Annotated in this window: 20 protein-coding genes and 1 riboswitch; of the genes, 18 read left to right on the plus strand and 2 right to left on the minus strand. The window is 57.4% G+C overall.

Going from position 1 to position 19,887, the window contains the following annotated elements:
• Positions 1 to 11: 11 nt before the first annotated feature.
• The 4 genes from GE107_RS15795 to GE107_RS15810 all read left to right on the plus strand — a co-directional run bounded on the left by GE107_RS15795 (position 12) and on the right by GE107_RS15810 (position 5,680).
• Entirely contained in the window at positions 12 to 698 is a 687-nt protein-coding gene (locus GE107_RS15795; protein ID WP_370636436.1) for a response regulator, read from the plus strand.
• A 142-nt stretch (positions 699 to 840) separates the two neighbouring features.
• Positions 841 to 3,642, plus strand: coding sequence for a Calx-beta domain-containing protein (locus GE107_RS15800; RefSeq protein ID WP_219640951.1), 2,802 nt, complete (start codon positions 841 to 843; stop codon positions 3,640 to 3,642).
• A gap of 115 nt (positions 3,643 to 3,757) precedes the next feature.
• Complete coding sequence (locus GE107_RS15805; RefSeq protein ID WP_219640952.1) at positions 3,758 to 4,267, plus strand: DUF4352 domain-containing protein; 510 nt, start codon at positions 3,758 to 3,760, stop codon at positions 4,265 to 4,267.
• 60 nt (positions 4,268 to 4,327) lie between these two features.
• Entirely contained in the window at positions 4,328 to 5,680 is a 1,353-nt protein-coding gene (locus GE107_RS15810) for a sensor histidine kinase (RefSeq protein WP_219640953.1), read from the plus strand.
• Positions 5,681 to 5,718: 38 nt separating this feature from the next.
• On the opposite strand, the gene GE107_RS15815 is transcribed toward GE107_RS15810, so the two are convergent.
• A complete protein-coding gene (locus tag GE107_RS15815) occupies positions 5,719 to 6,291 on the minus strand; it encodes a xanthine phosphoribosyltransferase (RefSeq protein WP_219640954.1) in 573 nt (190 codons plus the stop codon).
• Between the two features lie 173 nt (positions 6,292 to 6,464).
• Here GE107_RS15815 and GE107_RS15820 point away from each other — a divergent pair, with 173 nt between their 5' ends.
• From GE107_RS15820 to GE107_RS15830, 3 genes are all read left to right on the plus strand, one after another.
• Entirely contained in the window at positions 6,465 to 6,641 is a 177-nt protein-coding gene (locus GE107_RS15820; protein WP_219640955.1) for a hypothetical protein, read from the plus strand.
• A gap of 63 nt (positions 6,642 to 6,704) precedes the next feature.
• Positions 6,705 to 8,510, plus strand: a complete 1,806-nt coding sequence (locus tag GE107_RS15825) for an ABC transporter substrate-binding protein (RefSeq protein ID WP_219640956.1) — start codon at positions 6,705 to 6,707, stop codon at positions 8,508 to 8,510.
• Positions 8,498 to 8,716 carry a hypothetical protein gene (locus GE107_RS15830; RefSeq protein WP_219640957.1) on the plus strand — a complete coding sequence of 73 codons (219 nt, stop codon included), beginning with the start codon at positions 8,498 to 8,500 and terminating at the stop codon, positions 8,714 to 8,716. Before GE107_RS15825 ends, GE107_RS15830 begins: the two co-directional genes overlap by 13 nt.
• Positions 8,717 to 9,605: 889 nt before the next feature.
• Here the strand turns inward: GE107_RS15830 and GE107_RS15835 are convergent.
• Entirely contained in the window at positions 9,606 to 10,376 is a 771-nt protein-coding gene (locus GE107_RS15835; RefSeq protein ID WP_219640958.1) for a YheC/YheD family protein, read from the minus strand.
• Between the two features lie 146 nt (positions 10,377 to 10,522).
• Here GE107_RS15835 and GE107_RS15840 point away from each other — a divergent pair, with 146 nt between their 5' ends.
• The 11 genes from GE107_RS15840 to GE107_RS15890 all read left to right on the plus strand — a co-directional run bounded on the left by GE107_RS15840 (position 10,523) and on the right by GE107_RS15890 (position 19,880).
• A complete protein-coding gene (locus GE107_RS15840) occupies positions 10,523 to 11,755 on the plus strand; it encodes an AMP-binding protein (RefSeq protein ID WP_219640959.1) in 1,233 nt (410 codons plus the stop codon).
• Positions 11,752 to 12,753 (plus strand): 2,3-diaminopropionate biosynthesis protein SbnA, encoded by a 1,002-nt coding sequence (gene sbnA, locus GE107_RS15845; protein ID WP_219640960.1) that lies wholly within the window; start codon positions 11,752 to 11,754, stop codon positions 12,751 to 12,753. Before GE107_RS15840 ends, sbnA begins: the two co-directional genes overlap by 4 nt.
• Positions 12,731 to 13,693, plus strand: a complete 963-nt coding sequence (locus GE107_RS15850; RefSeq protein ID WP_219640961.1) for a 2,3-diaminopropionate biosynthesis protein SbnB — start codon at positions 12,731 to 12,733, stop codon at positions 13,691 to 13,693. Before sbnA ends, GE107_RS15850 begins: the two co-directional genes overlap by 23 nt.
• A gap of 345 nt (positions 13,694 to 14,038) precedes the next feature.
• Positions 14,039 to 14,131: riboswitch (cyclic di-GMP riboswitch) on the plus strand.
• An 80-nt stretch (positions 14,132 to 14,211) separates the two neighbouring features.
• Positions 14,212 to 14,580 carry a DUF192 domain-containing protein gene (locus tag GE107_RS15855; protein WP_219640962.1) on the plus strand — a complete coding sequence of 123 codons (369 nt, stop codon included), beginning with the start codon at positions 14,212 to 14,214 and terminating at the stop codon, positions 14,578 to 14,580.
• A gap of 20 nt (positions 14,581 to 14,600) precedes the next feature.
• Positions 14,601 to 14,786: a Flp family type IVb pilin gene (locus tag GE107_RS15860; protein ID WP_219640963.1), complete on the plus strand. Its 186-nt coding sequence runs from the start codon at positions 14,601 to 14,603 to the stop codon at positions 14,784 to 14,786.
• A gap of 181 nt (positions 14,787 to 14,967) precedes the next feature.
• Positions 14,968 to 15,483 carry an A24 family peptidase gene (locus tag GE107_RS15865; RefSeq protein ID WP_219640964.1) on the plus strand — a complete coding sequence of 172 codons (516 nt, stop codon included), beginning with the start codon at positions 14,968 to 14,970 and terminating at the stop codon, positions 15,481 to 15,483.
• Entirely contained in the window at positions 15,480 to 15,860 is a 381-nt protein-coding gene (locus tag GE107_RS15870) for a TadE/TadG family type IV pilus assembly protein (protein ID WP_219640965.1), read from the plus strand. Before GE107_RS15865 ends, GE107_RS15870 begins: the two co-directional genes overlap by 4 nt.
• A gap of 12 nt (positions 15,861 to 15,872) precedes the next feature.
• On the plus strand, positions 15,873 to 16,808 hold the full coding sequence (locus GE107_RS15875; protein ID WP_255570525.1) for a pilus assembly protein TadG-related protein: 936 nt from the start codon (positions 15,873 to 15,875) through the stop codon (positions 16,806 to 16,808).
• Between the two features lie 37 nt (positions 16,809 to 16,845).
• Complete coding sequence (gene cpaB, locus GE107_RS15880) at positions 16,846 to 17,535, plus strand: Flp pilus assembly protein CpaB (RefSeq protein ID WP_219640966.1); 690 nt, start codon at positions 16,846 to 16,848, stop codon at positions 17,533 to 17,535.
• Between the two features lie 46 nt (positions 17,536 to 17,581).
• Complete coding sequence (locus GE107_RS15885; RefSeq protein WP_219640967.1) at positions 17,582 to 18,421, plus strand: CpaE/TadZ family protein; 840 nt, start codon at positions 17,582 to 17,584, stop codon at positions 18,419 to 18,421.
• Between the two features lie 46 nt (positions 18,422 to 18,467).
• Positions 18,468 to 19,880, plus strand: a complete 1,413-nt coding sequence (locus GE107_RS15890) for a TadA family conjugal transfer-associated ATPase (protein WP_219640968.1) — start codon at positions 18,468 to 18,470, stop codon at positions 19,878 to 19,880.
• The last annotated feature ends 7 nt before the right edge of the window (positions 19,881 to 19,887 follow it).

The following is a 19,887-nucleotide window of genomic DNA, read 5'->3' on the forward strand; positions in this document are numbered from 1 at the left end:
GGATATCGGCTGTGGATGCAGGGAAAAAAATTCGCGTCTTCGTCTGCGAAGACGATCCGGTGTTCACCCGGCTGTTGCTGAGTCGGCTCGGCAAGGAACCCGATCTTGCGGTTGCCGGCACCGCCGCGAATAAGAGCGAGCTCGCCGAGGCATCGAGAACGTCGGCATTCGACGTGCTTCTGCTCGATCTCAATCTTGCCGACAGGAAGCTGGAAGGCTTCGAGATCTCGCTGGAACTCCATCGCAGCCATCCTTCTCTTAAAGTCATCGTCCTGTCTTCCCTCGAAGAAGAAGAAATCGTTTCCCACATGCTCGGATTCGGCTCGGCTGTCAATTATATCACGAAACAAAATCTGAATGACGTTCCTGCCGCCGTCCGTGACGCCTATTACGGCCGGCCCAGCATCCACCATTCCGCCGCCAGGCAAGTGCTGAACAGCTTGAGCGCGCAGCAGGAACGGGAGCTGAAGAAGAAGATTACTCCAAAACAGATCCAGATCCTCAGACTGCAGGAAGCCGGATACAGCCGGAAGGAAATCTCGGAGATGCTGTTCTACAGCGAATATACAATCAACAACGAGCTTTGCAAGATCTCGTCCGTTCTGAAAGGCAAGTTTCCTTATCTGGAATGGCTCAGGCTGAAGAAGCACAATTCGAAGGAAATTCTGGAGCTGGCCAAGCAGCTTCATCTGATTTGAGCCTCCAGGCTCTCCAGCCCATCCGTATCTGACAAACTACTCGAAATTTCGGGTAGTTTATTTTGTTTTCCCCTTTGCTATCATGTTGCACAGATCAATGGCAAAGGGAGATGAGGTCATGTATGCAAGTTGGAGGAAAGCGATGCTTCTGCCATTGTGCATGGGCATCGCCGCACTTTTAGCATTGCTGGCGCCGCCCGATGTTTTCGCCGCCGGTTTGTTTCAGAACGTGCAGTATCAAAGTACCGGCGTTTCGCCGGTTGCAACCGTTTCCGGGGACTTTAACGGAGACGGAAAAACGGATCTCGCCGTGGGGTTGAACGGGCCGCGCACCGTATCCATTCTGATTGGAAACGGAGACGGAACGTTCACGGATGGACCAAGCATCTCATTGCCTGGAACTTTTACTTCCATTTGGTCCCTGGCGTCGGCGGATTTCAACAAGGACGGCAAGCTTGATTTGGCTGTCGGGTATTACAATAACGCCAGCAGCACAGGGTTAGTCTTGTTATATAAGCAGGATGCCACCACCTTCACATTCACGCAATCTGACGCCCCTATTACTCTCGGAAGCAATGCGTTTGCCTCCTCGATCGCATTCGGCGACTTCAACCACGACACAAATTACGATTTTGCCGTTACGGACAGCTACAACAATTACATTTACATTTTTTTGGGCGTCGGCGATGGAACGTTCACCGCAGGACCCGGCTATTCGGCCGGAACGAATGCGACGCCATATTCGATTGCAGCAGGATACTTCGACAGCGACGGCGATCTCGATTTGGCCGTTACGGATCCGAATAACGGCAATGTGGCCGTTTTTCTGGGGAACGGGGACGGAACGTTCATAGCAGGCGACGTTTATCCGGTCGGCACTTCACCGGCCTATATTGCCTGGGGAGACTTCAACGAGGATACATGGCCTGATTTAGCCGTTGCCGACAATAGTACGGACAGCAACAACGTCTATATTCTACTCGGAAATGGGGACGGAACGTTCCAACCGCATGTCGACTATACGGCGGATCAGCATCCGGTCGCCATCGCGGCGGGAGATTTCGACGGGGACGGGAATTATGACGCAGCCGTGGTGAACAAAAATTCGAAGAATGTCTCCATCTTGCTTGGGAACGGAACCGGGACATTAAGCGCAGCGGACAACTATGCCATTGGCGGCGGCACTCCGGCCGCCATCGCATCCGGGCTGTTCGACGGGGATTCGAAAACCGATTTGGCCGTTGCAGACTTTATCGGGAATCGCCTTGCGTTATTGAAAACCGAACCCTCGGTTGTTCTGAACCTGCAGTCTGCCGCGGTCAGCGTAAACGAAAACAGCGGGAGCGCGACCGTAACCGTAGTCCGCAGCGGCAACACCGGCGTTCCGGCAAGCGTCGATTACTCCACTTCGAACGGCAGCGCCGCAGCGGGAACCGACTACACCGCCGTTTCCGGCACGCTGGCCTTTGGCGTCGGGGAAACGGTCCAAACCTTCTCGATTCCGATCACGGACGATTCCGTTTATGAAGGGAACGAAACGGTACACATCCAGCTCAGCAATCCCGGTCCGGGAGCTTCCTTGGGGGCGCCGGCAGCGGCCTTGCTTACCATCGCAGATGACGAATCGGCACTTCCGACCGTGCTGAGCCTTCAGTCGGCCGCGGCGAGCGTAAACGAAAACAGCGGGAGCGCGGCCGTAACGGTAGTCCGAAGCGACAACACCGGTGTTCCGGCAAGCGTGGATTACTCCACTTCGAACGGCAGCGCGATAGCGGGAAGCGACTACACCGCCGTCTCCGGCACGCTCGCCTTTGGCGTTGGGGAAACGGTCAAAACCTTCTCGATTCCGATCGCGGACGATTCCGTTTATGAAGGGAACGAAACGATTCACATCCAGCTCAGCAATCCCGGTCCGGGAGCTTCATTAGGGACGCCGGCGACGGCCTTGCTCACCATAGTCGATGACGAGACACCTCCGGCACCGACTCCAACACCAACACCTACACCTACACCTACACCTACACCTACACCTACACCTACACCGACACCGACACCGACACCGACGCCGACACCAACTCCAGCACCGTCACCGACACCTACGCCGACACCTACGCCGACACCTGCGCCGAAACCGAAACCGAGGCTCACGAAGGAAAATATGACGAAAGCCGCGGAGAGAATGAGAGCTATGAAACTGATTGTTGGGCGGGGAAAAGACGGATTGGCGCTCGATTCCAACATCACCCGGGCGGAACTGATGACGGTGATGGTGAAGGCTTTCGGGGCGGATAAAGAGGCCAAATCGGTAAAGGCGAGCACTTTTTCCGACATGAAGGGCCACTGGGCAATCGGCTATGTTGAGGTTGCAAAGGAGTTCATGCAGCGAACGGGAGCAACGGTCGGATTTCCTGACGGCACGTTCCGTCCGAACGACAAGGTTACGACTGCGGAAGCGATGGCTTTCATCATGAAGTTTCTCGGAATTCCTGCAGACAACTCAAAGGCCTGGCCGGAAAATTATATCCAGGGAGCGATCGATGCCGGATTGATCAGCGACGGCGACGAAGATCTAGCCGTTCTGAAACCGATATTGAATTCACCGGCGTCACGAGAACTCGTTTTTTATTTCATGGATTCGAGTTTTTACACTTACAAACTGGGTTCCGGAAAGACCGTCTACACCGAGTATGTGGATACCGAGCCGCCCTTACTGACAGTACCCGGCGAAGTTACGGTATCGGGAGGGCAGACTTCTGCCGTCATTTCGGGAACGGCAAACGGCGCCGATTCGGTTGTCGTCGACTCCGTTCAAGCCTCGGTGACAGGCGGGGGAAAATTTGAAGCGACCGTCAACGTTGAGGCTCGTCCGCAGCAGATTTCGGTAACGGCAACCGATCTGGCCGGGAATTCGGTTACGGAATGGATCACGATCAAATACGCATGAATCACGAATCGCAGCCTGTAGTACAAAAGGAACCGGCAATCCGTCCCGTCTTCGACACCAGCGAGGCCGGGACGGTCTTATTGCCGCAGTCCGTTCATAAAGGGGAGGAACATCGTTGGAACGGAATACGCGCAACCGGTTCGCGGGAATCGTCACGGCGCTGCTGCTGATCTTGCTTGCGGCCTGCGGCGGACCTGCCGAGACGAAGCCGTCGGCGGCCGGCAACATGACGGAGGGAGAGCAAACGTACCGGGTCGGGGAAACCGCCATGTTGTTCGACATCAAGGCGACTGTGAACGAAGTGACGAAAACAGGTGACTATCATCAGCAAATATTGAAGGACGGGACGGAATTCGTCCTCGTGAAGGTGACGCTCGAAAATGCGGGAGCCGAAACAAAACGTTACCATTATGCAAGCTTCAAGCTGCTTTCCTCCGGCTCCGAACCGGACCTGAACGTGACGGCTTTGGACAATGGCGAGGAGCTTCACGAAGGTGAATTGTCGCCAGGCGCACGGGTAACCGGTATCATTCCGTTCGAGCATCCGAAGAACGACCCGGTCATGAAGCTTCAATTCAAACCGAATCCGATGTCGGAACGAATGATCGAGTTCGTATTGAAATGAATTTTGATATAATTTAACAGGCGGCACCATTTCGCTCTTTACGGGGGAGAATGCGAGTTGATGGATTCTGCTTTCTTTTTCGTCGAGATGCTGTTTGCGGCCTCCTTGCTGGCCGATCGGGAAGATCGCATGAAATTTTGGCTTGCCGTCAGCCTGATCTGTGCCAGCTTGTTCGAATTGAACCATTTTTTACTCCACTGGCTGGGGGACCTGTCCGCAGGTTTCCCTCACGCCGCTTCCCTGCTTTTCTCCTTTCTCCATCTTTCCGGGATTCCCTATGCTTTTCTTATGGCTGCAGCCGCTTATCACGGGTCCTTCTTCGGCATAACCAGCCGATGGATCGGCCCCTGCCTCCTTCTCCCCCTCTTCCTGACCGTCCCGACATTGGATGACGGACAGTTAAATCCGGACAATCTATTATTCTACGCCTGGGCAAAGGGATATCTGGTATTGGCGCTCGTGCTGATGACGGCGGAATTAACCAGAAAGCGCGGGGCACGTCCGAGGACCCGGAAGATCGTCGAAGCGTTCCTCATCATGCCGAATATGCTGGCTGCCCTGATCTTCCATTACTCTCCCGATCTGTTCGGCGACTCGCCGGAATGGGAGGCTTATGCCATTTATCCGATGGCCGGAACCTGCTTCTTGTATTTGCTTATTATTTTGGCTTCGGGTCTTTTGGGCATCAGGATTCGTCTGGAAAGGCAGGTTGTGGAGGGCACGTTTCGTTCGGTTACGATGGGGACGGCGATGTTGAACCATTCGATCAAAAACCGTTTAATCAACATCGAGTTGTTAGCCAATCAAATACTGGAACAGCCGGAAGAGGCCGCAAGCAATCCGGTCCGCGGGGATGCCGATCAAATCCGCGCGGAAACCCGCCATCTCTTCGATATGATCAAACGGATCCAGCACCGGACCGCTGCAATCAACTTGAACGAGCAAGCCTGGAAGCTAAGCGCCATCGTTCAGGAAGCAGCGGCATCGTGCGCCTTCTACCGGATAGAGAAGCATCCGAAGGTTTGCCTCGCTTTTCCTGCCGATGCGATCTTGTTATGCGACCGCGTTCATCTGCAGGAAGCGATCGTCAATATCCTCAATAACGCCCTGGATGCCCTTCCGGAGCAGGGCGGGGAGATCACCGTCTCCGTCGGAAAAGCGGGAAAAGGACTTGCGCTGGAGATCAGGGATAACGGAACGGGCATCCCGTCGGATCAACTTCCCCACATTATGGACATGTTCTATTCAACCAAAGACAAATCCCATAATTTCGGTCTAGGATTATCTTACACCTATATGGTGGTCGAGAAGCACAACGGAAAGCTGCAGATCCAGAGCAGTCCCGGCAAGGGAACCGTCGTGCGGATTCTGCTTCCGTCACGACGAATCCTAAGGGAGTTTCAAGCGGGATAAGCGAAAACGCATGCACTTGCTCTCGAGTTATCGGAGCGTTATTCCACGAACTCGACCCGATTCCCCGACAGCGAGGCGATACGGGCGAGCGACTCGACGCGGTATCCCGCTTCCGTCAGCTTCGCGCGGCCGCTCTGGAACGACTTCTCGATCACGATCCCGATTCCGGCGACTCGGGCTCCGGCGGCTTCGACGATCCGCGCCATGCCGAAAGCCGCTTCCCCGTGCGCCAGGAAATCGTCGACGATCAGCACGCTCTGTCCTTCGGTCAGGAATTTGCGCGATACGGCAACCTGAGACTGCTGCTGCTTCGTAAAAGAATAGACAGGCTCCACGTAGAGGTCGTCCCTCATCGTGAGCGACAGCTGCTTGCGCGCGAACACGAGCGGCACTCCGAGCGCCATGGCGGCCATCAGCGCCGGGGCGATGCCGGACGATTCCAGCGTCAGCACGAGATCGATGCGCGATTCGGCGAACGCTGCCGCGAACGCTTGTCCGATCGCCTGCATCAACCCGGGATCGACCCGGTGGTTGAGGAAGGAATCGACCTTGAGCACCTGATCGTTCAGCACGATTCCTTCCCGGACGATTTTATCTTTTAACATTTGCATGATTTTCCGCTCCTTGGCCTTATCCGATCATCCCCCTATTATAAGGCAAGGCGGCGCCGCATGTAAAAAAGAAGATCCGTGCCCGCGCGGGTACTGCGATCGGCGAACAGCGCGCCGCCGAGTCCCACCCCGATCGCCACCGGCAAGTTCGCACCCAATATTGGAGGCTGTACATGAAGCTGCGGCTTTCCTTAGTGCTCACGTCGATCAGCATCGCATCCGCGGCCGGGTTCATCAAGCCGTTGCACGCGCTCTGGACCGGCGTCATGGCGAAGGTCAGCCAGGCGGAATCCAACATCGGTGAGTTGGCCAGCGCGCTTAATTGCAGCTTGGAAAAGGAGAAGGAATAGAGTAAGATAAACGAAAGATTTCACCTTTTGACCGGAGGGGATCGGGGGAAGGGGGAAGCGGCCGTGAAATCCGTGAGGCATTATCTGAGCATCATGCTCGCCCTGCCGGGAAATCCGGGCAAGGGCACCGGCGTACCGGTGACGATCGAGGATTTGACCGAGGTTCTGTCCTGTACGCCGCGCAACGTGAAGCTGATCCTGCGCAAGCTGGCGGAGGAAGGGTTCATCGCTTGGCAGGCCGGGATGGGCCGGGGCAATTCGTCTCGAATGACGCCCCTTCGCGATTTGGACGAAGTGACGAACGAATATTTTCGGGATCTGCTGGCCAAGGACAAAATGAAAGAAGCCATGGATCTGATTTCCCATAAAGACCTGCCCGTCCCGCTCCGGGATCAGCTCCGCGGCTTGCTGGACGAAAGGTTCGGCTTTCAGGTGGAACGGACGGTCTCTTCCACGGTGGACGTCCTGCGGATCACCATAAACCATAAATTCGACACGCTTGATCCCGCTTTCGCGTCCACCGCGGCAGAGGTCTATGTCCTGCAACAAATATGCGACAAGCTGGTCGCCTTCGATACCCGGAGCAAAACCTACCTTCCTTCCCTCGCCCATACTTGGGAGAGCGACGAGGAAGGGAGCCGGTGGACGTTCTACTTGAGAAAAGGCGTCCGTTTCCATCACGGCAGAACGTTAACGTCCAAGGACGTGGAGTATACGCTGCGGCGGCTGAAGGACGTCCGTTCCCCGGCGCGGTGGCAGTATGAGGAGATCGACCGCGTCGAAACCCGGGGCGACCGCGTCATCTCTTTCCACCTGAAACGGCCCAACCGGATGTTCCTGCATTTCTTCGGCTCCTACTATATGTCGATCCTGCCTCATGACGTGGAGTTTTCGGGGACCGCCATCGTCGGAACCGGGCCGTTTCGGATGGCCGAATTCACGGACCGCGTCATGAAGCTGGAGGTTCATGGCGATTACTTCGGGGAGAGAGCCTTTCTGGACCGGGTCGAGCTGTGGTTCACCCCGGGACACGGTCCGAACGACCAATATCAGCTTCCCTACTGGGAGGACGCCTCGCCGCACAAGAACGGCGGATCGGATCCCAGCGGCGAAATCGAATACCGGATGACCGGCTGCCAGTTTATCGTCTTCAATTTCCGGAAGGAAGGCATCGCTCGCAACCGTTCCTTCCGCAAGGCCATGAGGCTCTTATTCGACCGTCTCGCGATCACCCGGGATCTGAAGGGCAACCGCAACGCGCCGGCGGACAGCTTCATGCCCGATCGCAGCCGTCTGGCAAACTTCCAGGCCACGTCGCTGGAGGAGGCGAAAGCCCATATGCGGGACAGCGGGTACGCCGGCCAAACGATCAAGCTCTACTTTTTCGACAATAAGGCGCTTCACGACGATGCCGGGTGGCTGCAAAAGCGCTGCGAATCCATCGGACTTCGCGTTTCCCTTCATCCCGTATCTTTTATCGAATACTACTCGACCGAAGCGGTGCGGGAGGCGGATCTGATGATCAACTGCGAAGCGCTTGAAGACGACTTGGAATGGGAGTACCTTCGCTTGTTCCTCGATGAAGCCTCCTATGTGCGCCGGTTTTTCGACGACGGGCAGCATGCCTGGCTGGAGGAAAAATTGCGGGCATATGTAAAGATACCGTCTCCGGAACAGCGGATCAAGGCCATGGACGAGATCGAATGGAGATTGCGGGACGAGGACTGGCTGCTCTTCGGCTATCACCCAAGCAAAATCTCGCGTTACCACCCGGCGCTGAACGGGGTCACGCTCGATTCGTTCGGATGGATCGATTTTTCCAAGCTGTGGATCAAACATGAAAGGGAGGACCCCCCATGCCGGCCGTAAACCGCCGCCTCGACACCGATTCCGATTTGCAGGACGCGATGGACCGCCAGATCGGCATCCGGGTTTTCGAGCATGGCCACATCGTCCACTCCGGCGGCGCGATTGTCCGCTTCGACGACCGGACCGTCGTCATTCAAGCCGGCGTCAGCGACTTGTCCTATTTCTCCCGCGCCGATTGCGAGTTTTTTGAGCTGAAAAGAAGGTAGCTTAGCCTGCGACGGGTGGGAGGCGAAGAGCAGCGGGACACGGAAGTCCGGACCCGCTGCGCTAGCGTCCGTGCGCCACGATTTCGCGCCGCTCACTCGCATTCCCGCGAAATAGTGCCTCTGCGACACTATTTTGCGCCGCTCACTCGCGTTCCCGCGAAATAGTGCCTCTGCGACACTTTTTCACCTCTCGCTCCCGCGTTCCCGTGAAAGAGTGACTCTGCGACATTATTTCGCCTCGCGCTCCCGCAATCCCGCGAAATAGTGCCTCTGCGACACGATTTTGCGCCGTTGACCCGCATTCCCGCGAAATAGTGCCTCTGCGCCACTATTTCGACTCGCGCTCCCGCAATCCCGCGAAATAGTGCCTCTGCGACACTTTTTCACCTCGCGCTCCCGCAATCCCGCGAAATAATGCCTCTGCGCCACTATTTTGCGCCGTTGACCCGCAATCCCGCGAAATAGTGCCTCTGCGCCACTATTTCGCCTCGCGCTCCCGCAATCCCGCGAAATAATGCCTCTGCGCCACTATTTCACGCCTCTCACCCGCAATCCCGCGAAATAGTGCCTCTGCGACACTTTTTCACCTCTCGCTCCCGCGTTCCCGTGAAAGAGTGACTCTGCGACATTATTTCGCCTCGCGCTCCCGCATTCCCGCGAAATAGTGCCTCTGCGACACGATTTTGCGCCGTTGACCCGCATTCCCGCGAAATAGTGCCTCTGCGACACTTTTTCACCTCTCGCTCCCGCGTTCCCGCGAAATAGTGCCTCTGCGACACTATTTCGCCTCGCGCTCCCGCAATCCCGCGAAATAGTGCCTCTGCGACACTATTCCAATTCGCGCCTCATATTAACCGGTGATATCGCATCGTGAGAAGCTTATCGGAGCCTACACTCCCCGTCGGGCTTTCACGCAATGGAGCCGATAGCGGATGCCCCATGCCGCTCCGTAACGGATGATGCGTTTGAGCATTCGGCGGCTGGGCAGCTTGGTGAAGGGACACGGGTCGGGCTTCGTGTTGGCCTCTAGAATCCAGGGCCGCCGCTTATGGTCGACGGCGATGTCGAGTCCGAACTGCATGACGCCCGGGTATTGGGCATGAAGCCTGCGCGCGCATAGAATGCCGACCCGCTTCATTCGTTTGATCAGACTCCCGCTTTTCGGCAGCAGAACGCGAACCGGGTAGATCGTGCCCCCTTGGCTACCGTTCGTCACGATCTTCCGCGGATGGGCCAGCCTCCCAACCCATCCCGTGACCGTCCAGCCGCTCCTCGGTTTCCGCTGTACCATCAGCCGGATGTCGAACGGCCGTTTCCGGTATTTCGCCAGATGAATTCCCTGCTGGACCATGTAAGCTTTGCCCTTGGAAGCGCGGAGGAGCGAAGCGTACCCCGACTCGATGTCGGGAAAAGACTTCCGAAGTTTCCCCGACTGGTACCGGATTCCCCTCTTCCCGAACTTTTCCACCTTCATCACGCCTATTCCCATGGAACCCGAGACCGGCTTCACGTAAACCATCCCATGCCGTTCCAACATCGAGATGAGACTGGACATGGTCATCCGCTTCATTTCCGGGACATGGCCGGTGAGCTTCGAATACTTCCACAAAACCACATGTCTGGTCCACTTGTTGCCGGCGTTCCGCGAAGGTTTCGCCATTGATTTCCCCACTCCTTTCCATCGGTTCATCATAATGGCGCGGGGACGAATCTGAACCTGGCTTCTGTCCCTGAGCGGCATCCGTCCCGAACATGCTGTCCTGTCCCCCTCATATGCTGAAGGGTCAGTACAAGAGGAGGTGCTCGATGTTGATTGACTCCGGCAGCGTGCTGCGGCAGGCGCGCGAAACCGCCCGGCGTTATCCTTGGTACGCGAGGCTCCTTGACGAAGCGGGCGGCTTGCCTCTGCCTCCGCTTCTCACCGCCGGCTTGTTGGAGAAGCATTATTACGCCGCTCCTCCGGATCCGGCCCTCGGCTTGCCGCTCCATTCCTATTCCACTTCGGGTACCAGTACAGGCAAACGCAAAACGATTTATTATTCGGAAGAGGACGAACGTTGGTATGTCGATATCAAAGCCCAGATGTTCCTCTCTTGGCTGATCGCGGGCGGCGTTCCCATCCATCGGGCTTTGGCGGACATGGGCACCGGACATGCGGCCGGCACCGCTCTGGACGTCTTTTACCGCATGGGCGTACAGGGCGAATCGGTGTCTTTCGAGCTTCCGGTGGAACGCCATTTGGAGAAAATCGACCAATTCCGGCCCGACCTGCTGTACACGATGCCCTCCATCCTGGACCGGATCGTTCGGGCCGCGGGACGGCCGGAGAGGTTCGGCGTCCGCAAAATCATTCTCGTCGGCGAAATCGCTCCCCCTTCCTGGCAGAAGAAGATCGCCGAACGGTTCGGCATCGCGCCCGCGGACATTCTCGATACGTACGGCTCCATCGAAATCGGGACGATCGCTTCGTATTCCCATGAACTCGGCCGTTACTTGGTCGCCGAGGGACTGCACGCGGAGTGCGTCGGAACGGAGGCGCTCGAAGAAGGCTTCGAACCGCTGCCGCCCGGCGAAGGAGTTCTCGTGCTGACCTCGTTCGTCCGCGGCGCGTTTCCCGCGGTCCGTTACGTCACCTACGACGTGGTGCGCGATTTCCGGACGGAGATAATCGGCGGAGTCCCCCGGCATTCGTTCGAAGGAATCGTCAAACGGATCGGCCCCGAGCTGAAACACGGGGAGAAGATCAGTCTCTACGACATCGAGGAAGCGGTCAGGCAATTCTCGGACGACGCCGAAATCCGCGTCGAGATCGACGGCCGCAAGCTTGCCGTCCGGCTTCGGAGTCCCTCGCTCAAATCCCGGCAGCTGCCGGCCATCCGGAGAGGGATCGAAAGCCGGATCCCGGAGATCGGAGCCATGATCCGAGGCGGCCTGCTGGATGGAATCGAAGTCTCACTCGCGCCCGCCGGGGAGACGGAGAAGGAACCGAAAAGCATCAAAACGCGAAAAATCCATTACGGAGGAGCCGGTTCCCGATGACAGCGTCGATCCTGTCCGCCGTCGGCCGGACCCCGCTGGTCGAGCTTCCGAACCTGTTCGCGAATTCCCGCGGCATCCGGGTGCTCGCCAAGCTGGAGCTTCTGAACCCGGGCGGCAGCGCCAAAGACCGCCCCGCCCTGCGCATGATCCGCGAAGCCTGGAGCACCGGCCGGATCGTTCCGGGCTCGGTGATCGTGGAGTCAAGCTCGGGCAATACGGCGATCAGCCTCGCCGTCGTGTGCGCCCAGTTGAAGCTGAAATTCATCTGCGTCGTCGATCCTAGGACGGCTCAGGCCAATCTCGACATTCTCCGGGCATTCGGCGCCGAGATCGACCGGGTGGAACAGCCCGATCCCGCGACCGGCGAGTTTCTGCCCGCGCGGCTGAACCGGGTGCAGGAGCTGCTGTCGGAGCTGCCGGGCAGCTTCTGGCCCAATCAATACGGCAACGAGAACAACTGGCGGTCGCAGAGCGAAACGATGAAAGAAATCGTGGAGGAAGCGGGGCGAGTGGATTATGTGTTCGGCGGCGTGAGCACTTGCGGGACGATGCTGGGGTGCGCCGCGTACGCGCGGGAGCGGGGACTGTCCGCCAGAATCGTGGCCGTGGACTCGGAGACGAGCGCCATCCTGGGCGGCGCGCACGGAAAACGGCGGTTCCCCGGCATGGGAGCCGGCATCGTGCCGCCGTTCGGGCAAAACCGCTTCTGGGATGAGGCGGTCTGCGTGTCGGACTGGGACATGGTTGCGGGATGCCGGGCGCTCGCGTTGCGGGAGGGCATCCTGGCCGGCCCCTCCTCCGGAGGCGTCATGGAGGCGGTTCGGAGGATGTTGCCCCGACTGCCGGACCGGGCGGTGTGCGCGGTCATCCTGCACGACCGAGGAGAACGTTATCTCGATACGGTTTATTCGGACGAATGGGTGATTCGGCAATTCGGCCGCACGCCGGCAGTTGCCGCTACTGAGGAGGATTCCGGTGCTTATCTTGAACGATACTGAAATCCGGTCGCTCGAAGCCGGTTGGACCGCCTTGACCGATTGCGTCGAGCAGGCGGTGCGCGTGGCGGACGCGGGCGACTACGCGCAGCCGATCAAGCCGTATTTGCGCTACGGGGACCCGCGCAACCGGATTATCGCCATGCCCGCTTATTTGGGCGGGGATTTCGACGTAGCCGGCATCAAATGGATCGCCAGCTTTCCCGCCAACCTCGAGCGCGGAATTCCGAGAGCGCACGGCGTCATCGTGCTGAACCGGGCGGATACCGGCCAGCCTTACGCGATGCTGAACGGCGGCATGGCCAACCAGCTTCGGACGGCCGCCGTTAGCGGCGTGGTGCTCCGCAAGTTCCGCGCAGCCCGTCCGGAAGAACGGTTCCGCGTCTCCATCATCGGTTGGGGGCCGGTAGGCCGGTCGCACATGGACATGTGCATCGGCTTGTTTGGAAACAAGATCGAACATTTCACGATTTACGATATCCGCGGCGTCGATCTCTCTTCCGTCCCCGACGGCTGGCGTGAACGGACGACGGCGGCTTCCCGCTGGGAAGAGGCTTACGAGGGATGCCGGGTCTGCATCACTTGCACGGTGTCGGCCAGCCGCTATATCGACAGGATTCCGCCGGCGGGCAACCTGCTGCTGCACGTCTCCCTCCGCGACTACCGAGCCAGCGCGCTGCAAGAGCTCAAAGCCATCGTCGTCGACGATTGGGACGAGGTGTGCCGGGAAAACACGGATATCGAGCTCCTTCATCGGGAAACCGGACTGACCCGGCAGCAAACCTTGTCGCTTGCCGACTTGGTGTGCCGGCAGGCGCTTGACGGGATTCCCCCGGCCGAGACGGTCCTGTTCAGCCCTATGGGCATGGCGGTCTTCGATTTGGCCGTTGCCTCCCTCCTGGTGAAGCAAGCCCGTTTGCAAGGCGTGGGAACCGAATTGTAGCGCCCCTGCCGAGGACAACGCGCTTCCAAGGGGTAGTCCCTTGGGAATATTCGCCCCTGTCTAAAGTGACAGATAGACAATATGCGAGAGAAAAAGCTAACTTTAAATATTTTAAGAATTTTTTGTTAATTCACGCAAGCGTACCAGGGCTATGCTCCCTGGTCTTTCTTTTTCCACCCCTCCTTACGGACTAGTTACCTCCCACTTGAAACACATGACGGAAGGATGGGAAACTGCGAAAAGAATATTCTGAAAATTGGTCATGACGTCGGATTACCGGACATTCGGGCGGCCCCTTATGATGGAGTCAACAGATCGGATCGGCGGACGACACGCTCCGCTGAATCTCGACAATAGCAAACCCGGCGAAAGCCGGGGACGCAAAGCTACAGGGGCTAAGGACGCGATGAAGGCGCGTTACGCCAGCCAGCTGCCGAAAGATTCAGGGGGCGTTTTTTTTGTGCCCACTTTCGGGTCAATCTGGGCTATCCGACCATGCGGGGAGGTGAAATCGTCGAATGAAGCTGACCGTTCGGGAAAGCGGCCGCCAGTTGGCTTCCCAAATGAGCGAAGCGCGTTCTTTCTGGAAGCGCTTGCGGGGGCTTATGCTGACCGAATCGCTGCCCGAAGGATGCGGCCTCCACATTCGAACGTGCAAATCGGTGCATTCCTTCTTGATGAACTACCCGATCGATGTGCTGCATTTGGACGAGAACGGTCAAATCACCGGCATCGAGCATCGTCTCGGAACGGGGACCATCGGCAAAGCTTTTCCCGGTACCCGTTCGGTGGTCGAGCTTCCGGCAGGGACGCTGGCAAGGGAAGAAGTGAAAGTCGGACAAACCGTGATCTTTCAACCTGCCCAAAACCAATCAGAGAGGGTTTAACCCTATTAGGAGGAACTCCCATGATGAACAAAATGAAGGCGCTGGTAACGAACGAGCAAGGACAAGGGATGACGGAATACGGTCTCGTCCTGGGCCTGATCGCGATCGCGGTCGTCGGGATCCTGATCGCGCTCAGGGGCCAAATTACCGCCCTGTTTACGAAAGCGAACAACACCATTAGCAACGGCGTTGCCGGATTGGGCTGATCGGCGCGACTCCCGCGAAAGAGGCCGTACGTTGATTCAACGTATGGCCTTCTTTTTAGTGATTCAGAAAGTATAAAATCCGCAATCCTTTTCTGAATCACCTCCGATAAAACGTCTATCCGTCCGAAAAGGACGGCGTAGCCGTTTTACTTGTCCGAGCGTTCGAAACGGAGGAACCGTCGTGTGGGCTGATTGGCTGCTTTTGTTCGTTTTGGCGGTTTGCGTCATCACCGACCTTAAGAGCCGGAAAATCTACAACGTCGTGATTTTCCCTTCTGTCGTCTTGGCCATCGGCGTGCACGCCCTCACCGAAGGCCGGGCGGGTTTGGTGTTTTCCCTGCTTGGATTCGCCGCGGGGCTCTGCATCTTGCTCCTTCCTTATCTGCTGGGCGGGATGGGTGCCGGAGACGTGAAACTGCTGGCTCTCGTGGGCGCGCTGAAAGGAACGGGGTTCGTCCTCGAGACGTCTGTCTACATGGCCCTGTTCGGAGCCGCGATCGCGCTTGGAATCGTCTTGTTCAAGAAAGGGATCCGGGAGAGGCTTCGGTTTATCGGCTATACGTTTATATGCTTGCAGTTTCGGATGCTGCCGAGATGGGAAGGCGGCATCTGGACGTCCGGAGCGTATCCATACGGCGTTGCTATCGCGGGAGGAGCCGTCATTTGTTTAGGTTTGAAAGGATGGGGAGCGGGATGATCAAAGATCAAAAAGGGCAGTCGCTCGTCGAGTTCGCCCTCGTGCTCCCGCTGCTATTGCTGCTCATATGCGGCATCGTGGATTTAGGCAGACTTCTCTTCGCGTATTCGAGCCTCAATATGACGGCGCAGGAAGCGGTTAGACTGGGCGGGTTGGGTAAAACGGATGCGGAAATCACCGATTACGCCAAGTCTCATTTGGTGATTGGCGATCCTTCCAAACTGACCGTCACGATTACGCCGCAGGATTCGACTCGTAAATCGGGGCAAAACGTGACCGTTTCGCTCTCATGCCCCCTTCCCTTTATTACCCCGCTGATGTCGAAGATCATCCCGGCCCCGGTTCTTTCAACGAATTCAACGATTCGGGTGGAATAAGGAGGTTGCCCGATGATGGTTCGAATCTTGAGGAAGCTGATGCGCGAACAACAGGGAAGCACGATCGTGCTCGTCGGTTTCGCTTTCACGTTAATGCTGGCTGCCGCCGGTCTGGTCGTAGACGGGGGCACGGTGTATGTGGCGAAAATGCAGCTGCAAAAGACCGCCAATGCGGCGGCATTGTCCGGGGCCCAGGAACTGACGGGCGAACAGTCGAAGGTCGAGGCCGTCGTCGACGATATTCTGGATCGGCATCATGAGCTGTCCAGCAAGACGAAAACCGAGATTCAGATGAATTCCACCGTTCGCGTGTTTCTGAAGAAAGAGGTGCCGCTCTCGTTCAGCGGACTGCTCGGGTACAAGAGCGTCTCGGTCAAGGTGCAGGCGGCGGCGCAAATCCAGCCGATGGGCAGCGCGCAAGGAGCGGCGCCCCTCGGAATCGACAGATCCATCGTCCTCCACGTCAACACTCCGTACCGGCTCCGGGTCGACAGCGGCAGTTCGGATACCGGTTATTTCGGAGTCTTGGCCCTCGGCGGAAACGGCGCCAGTACTTATGAAGACAACTTGAAATACGGATACAAAGACATCATCAGCGTAAATGACCAAATCTACACCCAAACCGGCAACATCACCGGAGCCACCCGGGACGGCGTAAAGCTTCGGATCGATTCGGACCCTTACCCGCTCTGGGATTATACGCAGCCGGGCACGCTTCCCAACCGGGATTCTCCGCGAATCCTGCTCATTCCCGTCTACGAGCCCGTCGGTACCTCCTCGCAGCTCAAACAAATTCGGGTCACGGGCTTCGCCTATTTTTACGTTTTAGCTCCGATGTCTCAGACGGACACGGAAATTTACGGCGTCTTTTTCAATTACGCCGACACGGGTTTCGTCAAGCCCGGCGCCGACAATCGAGGCGCCTATGCCATCAAGCTGATCGCGTAAATCCATTCACACAAATCGCTTAGGACGGGTGACAACGATGAGATCCAAACTCATTTTGATCGCGGCTCTTCTCATGGGAGTCGCCACGACGGTGCTCTTTTTTAATTATATGAAAAAAACCAAAGAGACCCCCGCCTTCCGGAACGATAAAGTCGTCAGCGTCGTCGCGGCCAAGCAGGAAATCCCCGCCAATACGAGAATTTCCGCAGGCATGCTCGAGATCAAACAAATACCGGAAAGCGGCGTATTGTCCCAAGCGCTCAAAAACCCGCAGGACGCGGAGGGCAAGATCGCGGCTTCCAACCTGACGGCCGGCGAGGTTCTGCTTCCCAACCACTTGAAAACCCAGGAGGAGGAAGCGCTGTTCGTTTCCAAAAAAGTACGGGAAGGGTACCGCGCCGTTTCGATCGGAGTCAACATCGTGCAATCCGTGTCCAACTTGATCGAGCCGGGCGATTATGTCGACCTCGTCGTGAACAAGAACGACAAAGCCGCGCAAAAGCTGAACTCCGAAGTCCTGTTGGAAAACGTTCATGTCCTGGCCATTGGGAGACGCATGGTGGAAGCCAAACCGGAAACGCCGTATACGGAATACTCGCAGGTGACGTTGGAGCTTTCGCCTGAGGACGGGATCCGCGCGATCAACGCCGACGAGGATGCGGACAGCACCATCAGCTTGATGCTGCACAGCCGCATCTTGAAGGAACAAACGCAAGCGAAGAAGTAATCCGCCGGGACCGGCTGCAAGCAATAGGGTACGGGAGGATAAGGCAATGACCCAAGCACACAAGCTGACGGATGAATCATCGAACGGAAAACGGGGCGAATTGATCGTCGTCTGCGGCGCCAAAGGCGGAATCGGGAAAACGGCCATGGTGGTCAATCTGGCTGTCGCCCTCACGAAGAAAAACGTGAAGATTTGCCTTCTGGACGGCGATTTTCAATTCGGCGACATCGCCTTGGCGCTCGATCTTCATTCTACTTTCACGATTAAAGACGTCGTAGAAGACATAGACGCCATGGACCGATACGCGCTTTCCGGCTTCCTCATTCATCACAACAGCGGCCTTAAGGTGCTGGCTTGCCCGGAACGTCCGGAATACGCCGATTTGATCAAGCCGAACGTCATCGACCGCGTTTGCGATTTGCTGCTCTCCCAATTCGACTACGTGATCGTGGACAGCGCCGGCGGTCTTCCCGAACATACGCTCCAACTGATCGAGAAAGCGGATCAAATCCTGATGGTGACGACGCTCGAAATGACCGCCATCAAGAATACGAAGCTCATGCTGGATACGCTCCAAGTACTGGGATACCGGGACAAAATCCATCTGGTCATCAACCGGGCCACGATGGAGAGCGTGATCAAGGCATCGGAGGTGCCGGAGATCCTGGGCTTCGAGACGGCCTTCTTCATTCCGAACGAATTCCATCTCGTCTCGCAGTCCCTGAACATCGGGATTCCTTTCGTGTCCAACCAAGGGAAATCCGACTTGGCGAAGGCGGTGTTCAAGATGGCGGAGATGCTCGTCACCCGGCGGGAAATATCCGCCTTGAAGCCGAAGCCGAATTCGTTCATTCAGCAGATTTTCCGGAAAACGTCGAAAGCTTGACCTTTACTTTCCAATCACGAAAGAATCGCTCCGAGGGAGGTCGCCCATGAGTCTTCTGGATAAAGTACAAGCCAAAACGGTCCAAGCGGAATCGGAAGCGGCTGCCCCCGATCCTTCCGAAGGGGCTCTTCCGCCCAAGAAAGATCTGCTCACGACCTTCAGGCAAATCCGCGGCACCGACACGCGCCCCAGAGAGCAGGCCGCGCAAATCTCCAAGCATCAAGAGCTAAAAAACAAGCTGCACAAACAAATCCTGAACGATTTGAAGGACGGGGACGTCGAGGCCATCATTCCGAAGATCGATGCCATGGCCATTCAGATCATTTCGGAAGACGAGTCGTTCCGGGGCAAGATCGACCGGAAAAAAGTGGTCGAGGAGCTGACCCATGACTTGACGGGCTTCGGTCCGATCAATCCCCTGCTGCTGGATCCGGAAATCACCGAGGTCATGGTCAACGGACCGAGCCAGGTATACGTGGAACGGGGCGGCAAAATCGAGCTGTCCTACGTTCAATTCCGGGACGACGAGCACGTCATGAACATTATCGAGAAAATCGTATCGCCGATCGGGCGCCGCGTCGACGAGAGCAGTCCGATGGTCGACGCGCGGCTGCCCGACGGATCGCGCGTGAACGTCATCATTCCGCCGCTTGCGCTGAAGGGACCGACGATCACGATCCGGAAGTTTTCCAAGGATCCTTACACGATCGAGAATCTCATCGATTTCGGCACGGTCACCCGCGACATGGCGATCTTCCTGGAAGCCTGCGTCAAGGCGAAGCTGAACATTTTCGTGAGCGGGGGCACCGGTTCCGGTAAAACGACGACGCTCAACGTGCTGTCCTCCTTCATCCCGAGCCACGAACGCATCGTGACGATCGAAGACGCGGCCGAGCTTCAATTGTGGCAGGAGCACGTCGTGTCGCTCGAATCCAGACCCCCGAACATCGAGGGCAAAGGCGCGATCAGCATCCGCGATCTCGTGCGGAACTCCCTCCGGATGCGTCCGGAGCGTATCGTGATCGGCGAGGTGCGCGGCGGCGAGGCACTCGACATGCTGCAGGCGATGAATACGGGCCATGACGGATCGCTGGCCACGGGCCACTCGAACAGCCCGAGGGACATGATTTCCCGCCTGGAAACGATGGTGCTCATGGCCGGGATCGATCTGCCGGTGAAGGCGATTCGCGAACAGATCGCGGGAGCGATCGATCTGATCATCCAACAGTCGAGATTGAAGGACGGATCCCGCAAAATCACGAACATCACCGAAGTGCTCGGGATGGAAGGCGACGTCATCGTCCTGCAGGATATATTCGCCTTCCGCCAGCAGGGCGTGGACGAGCGCGGCAAGATCATCGGCCGGCTGGTGCCGACGGGCGTGCGCCCCAAATTCTACGAGCGGCTGGAAGCCTCGGGCATCCATATTCCGGCGTCCGTGTTTATCGAAGAGGGGTGAAGCCGCC

Origin of the sequence: Cohnella sp. CFH 77786, assembly GCF_019400745.1 — a bacterium.
Classification (GTDB): Bacteria; Bacillota; Bacilli; order Paenibacillales; family Paenibacillaceae; genus Cohnella.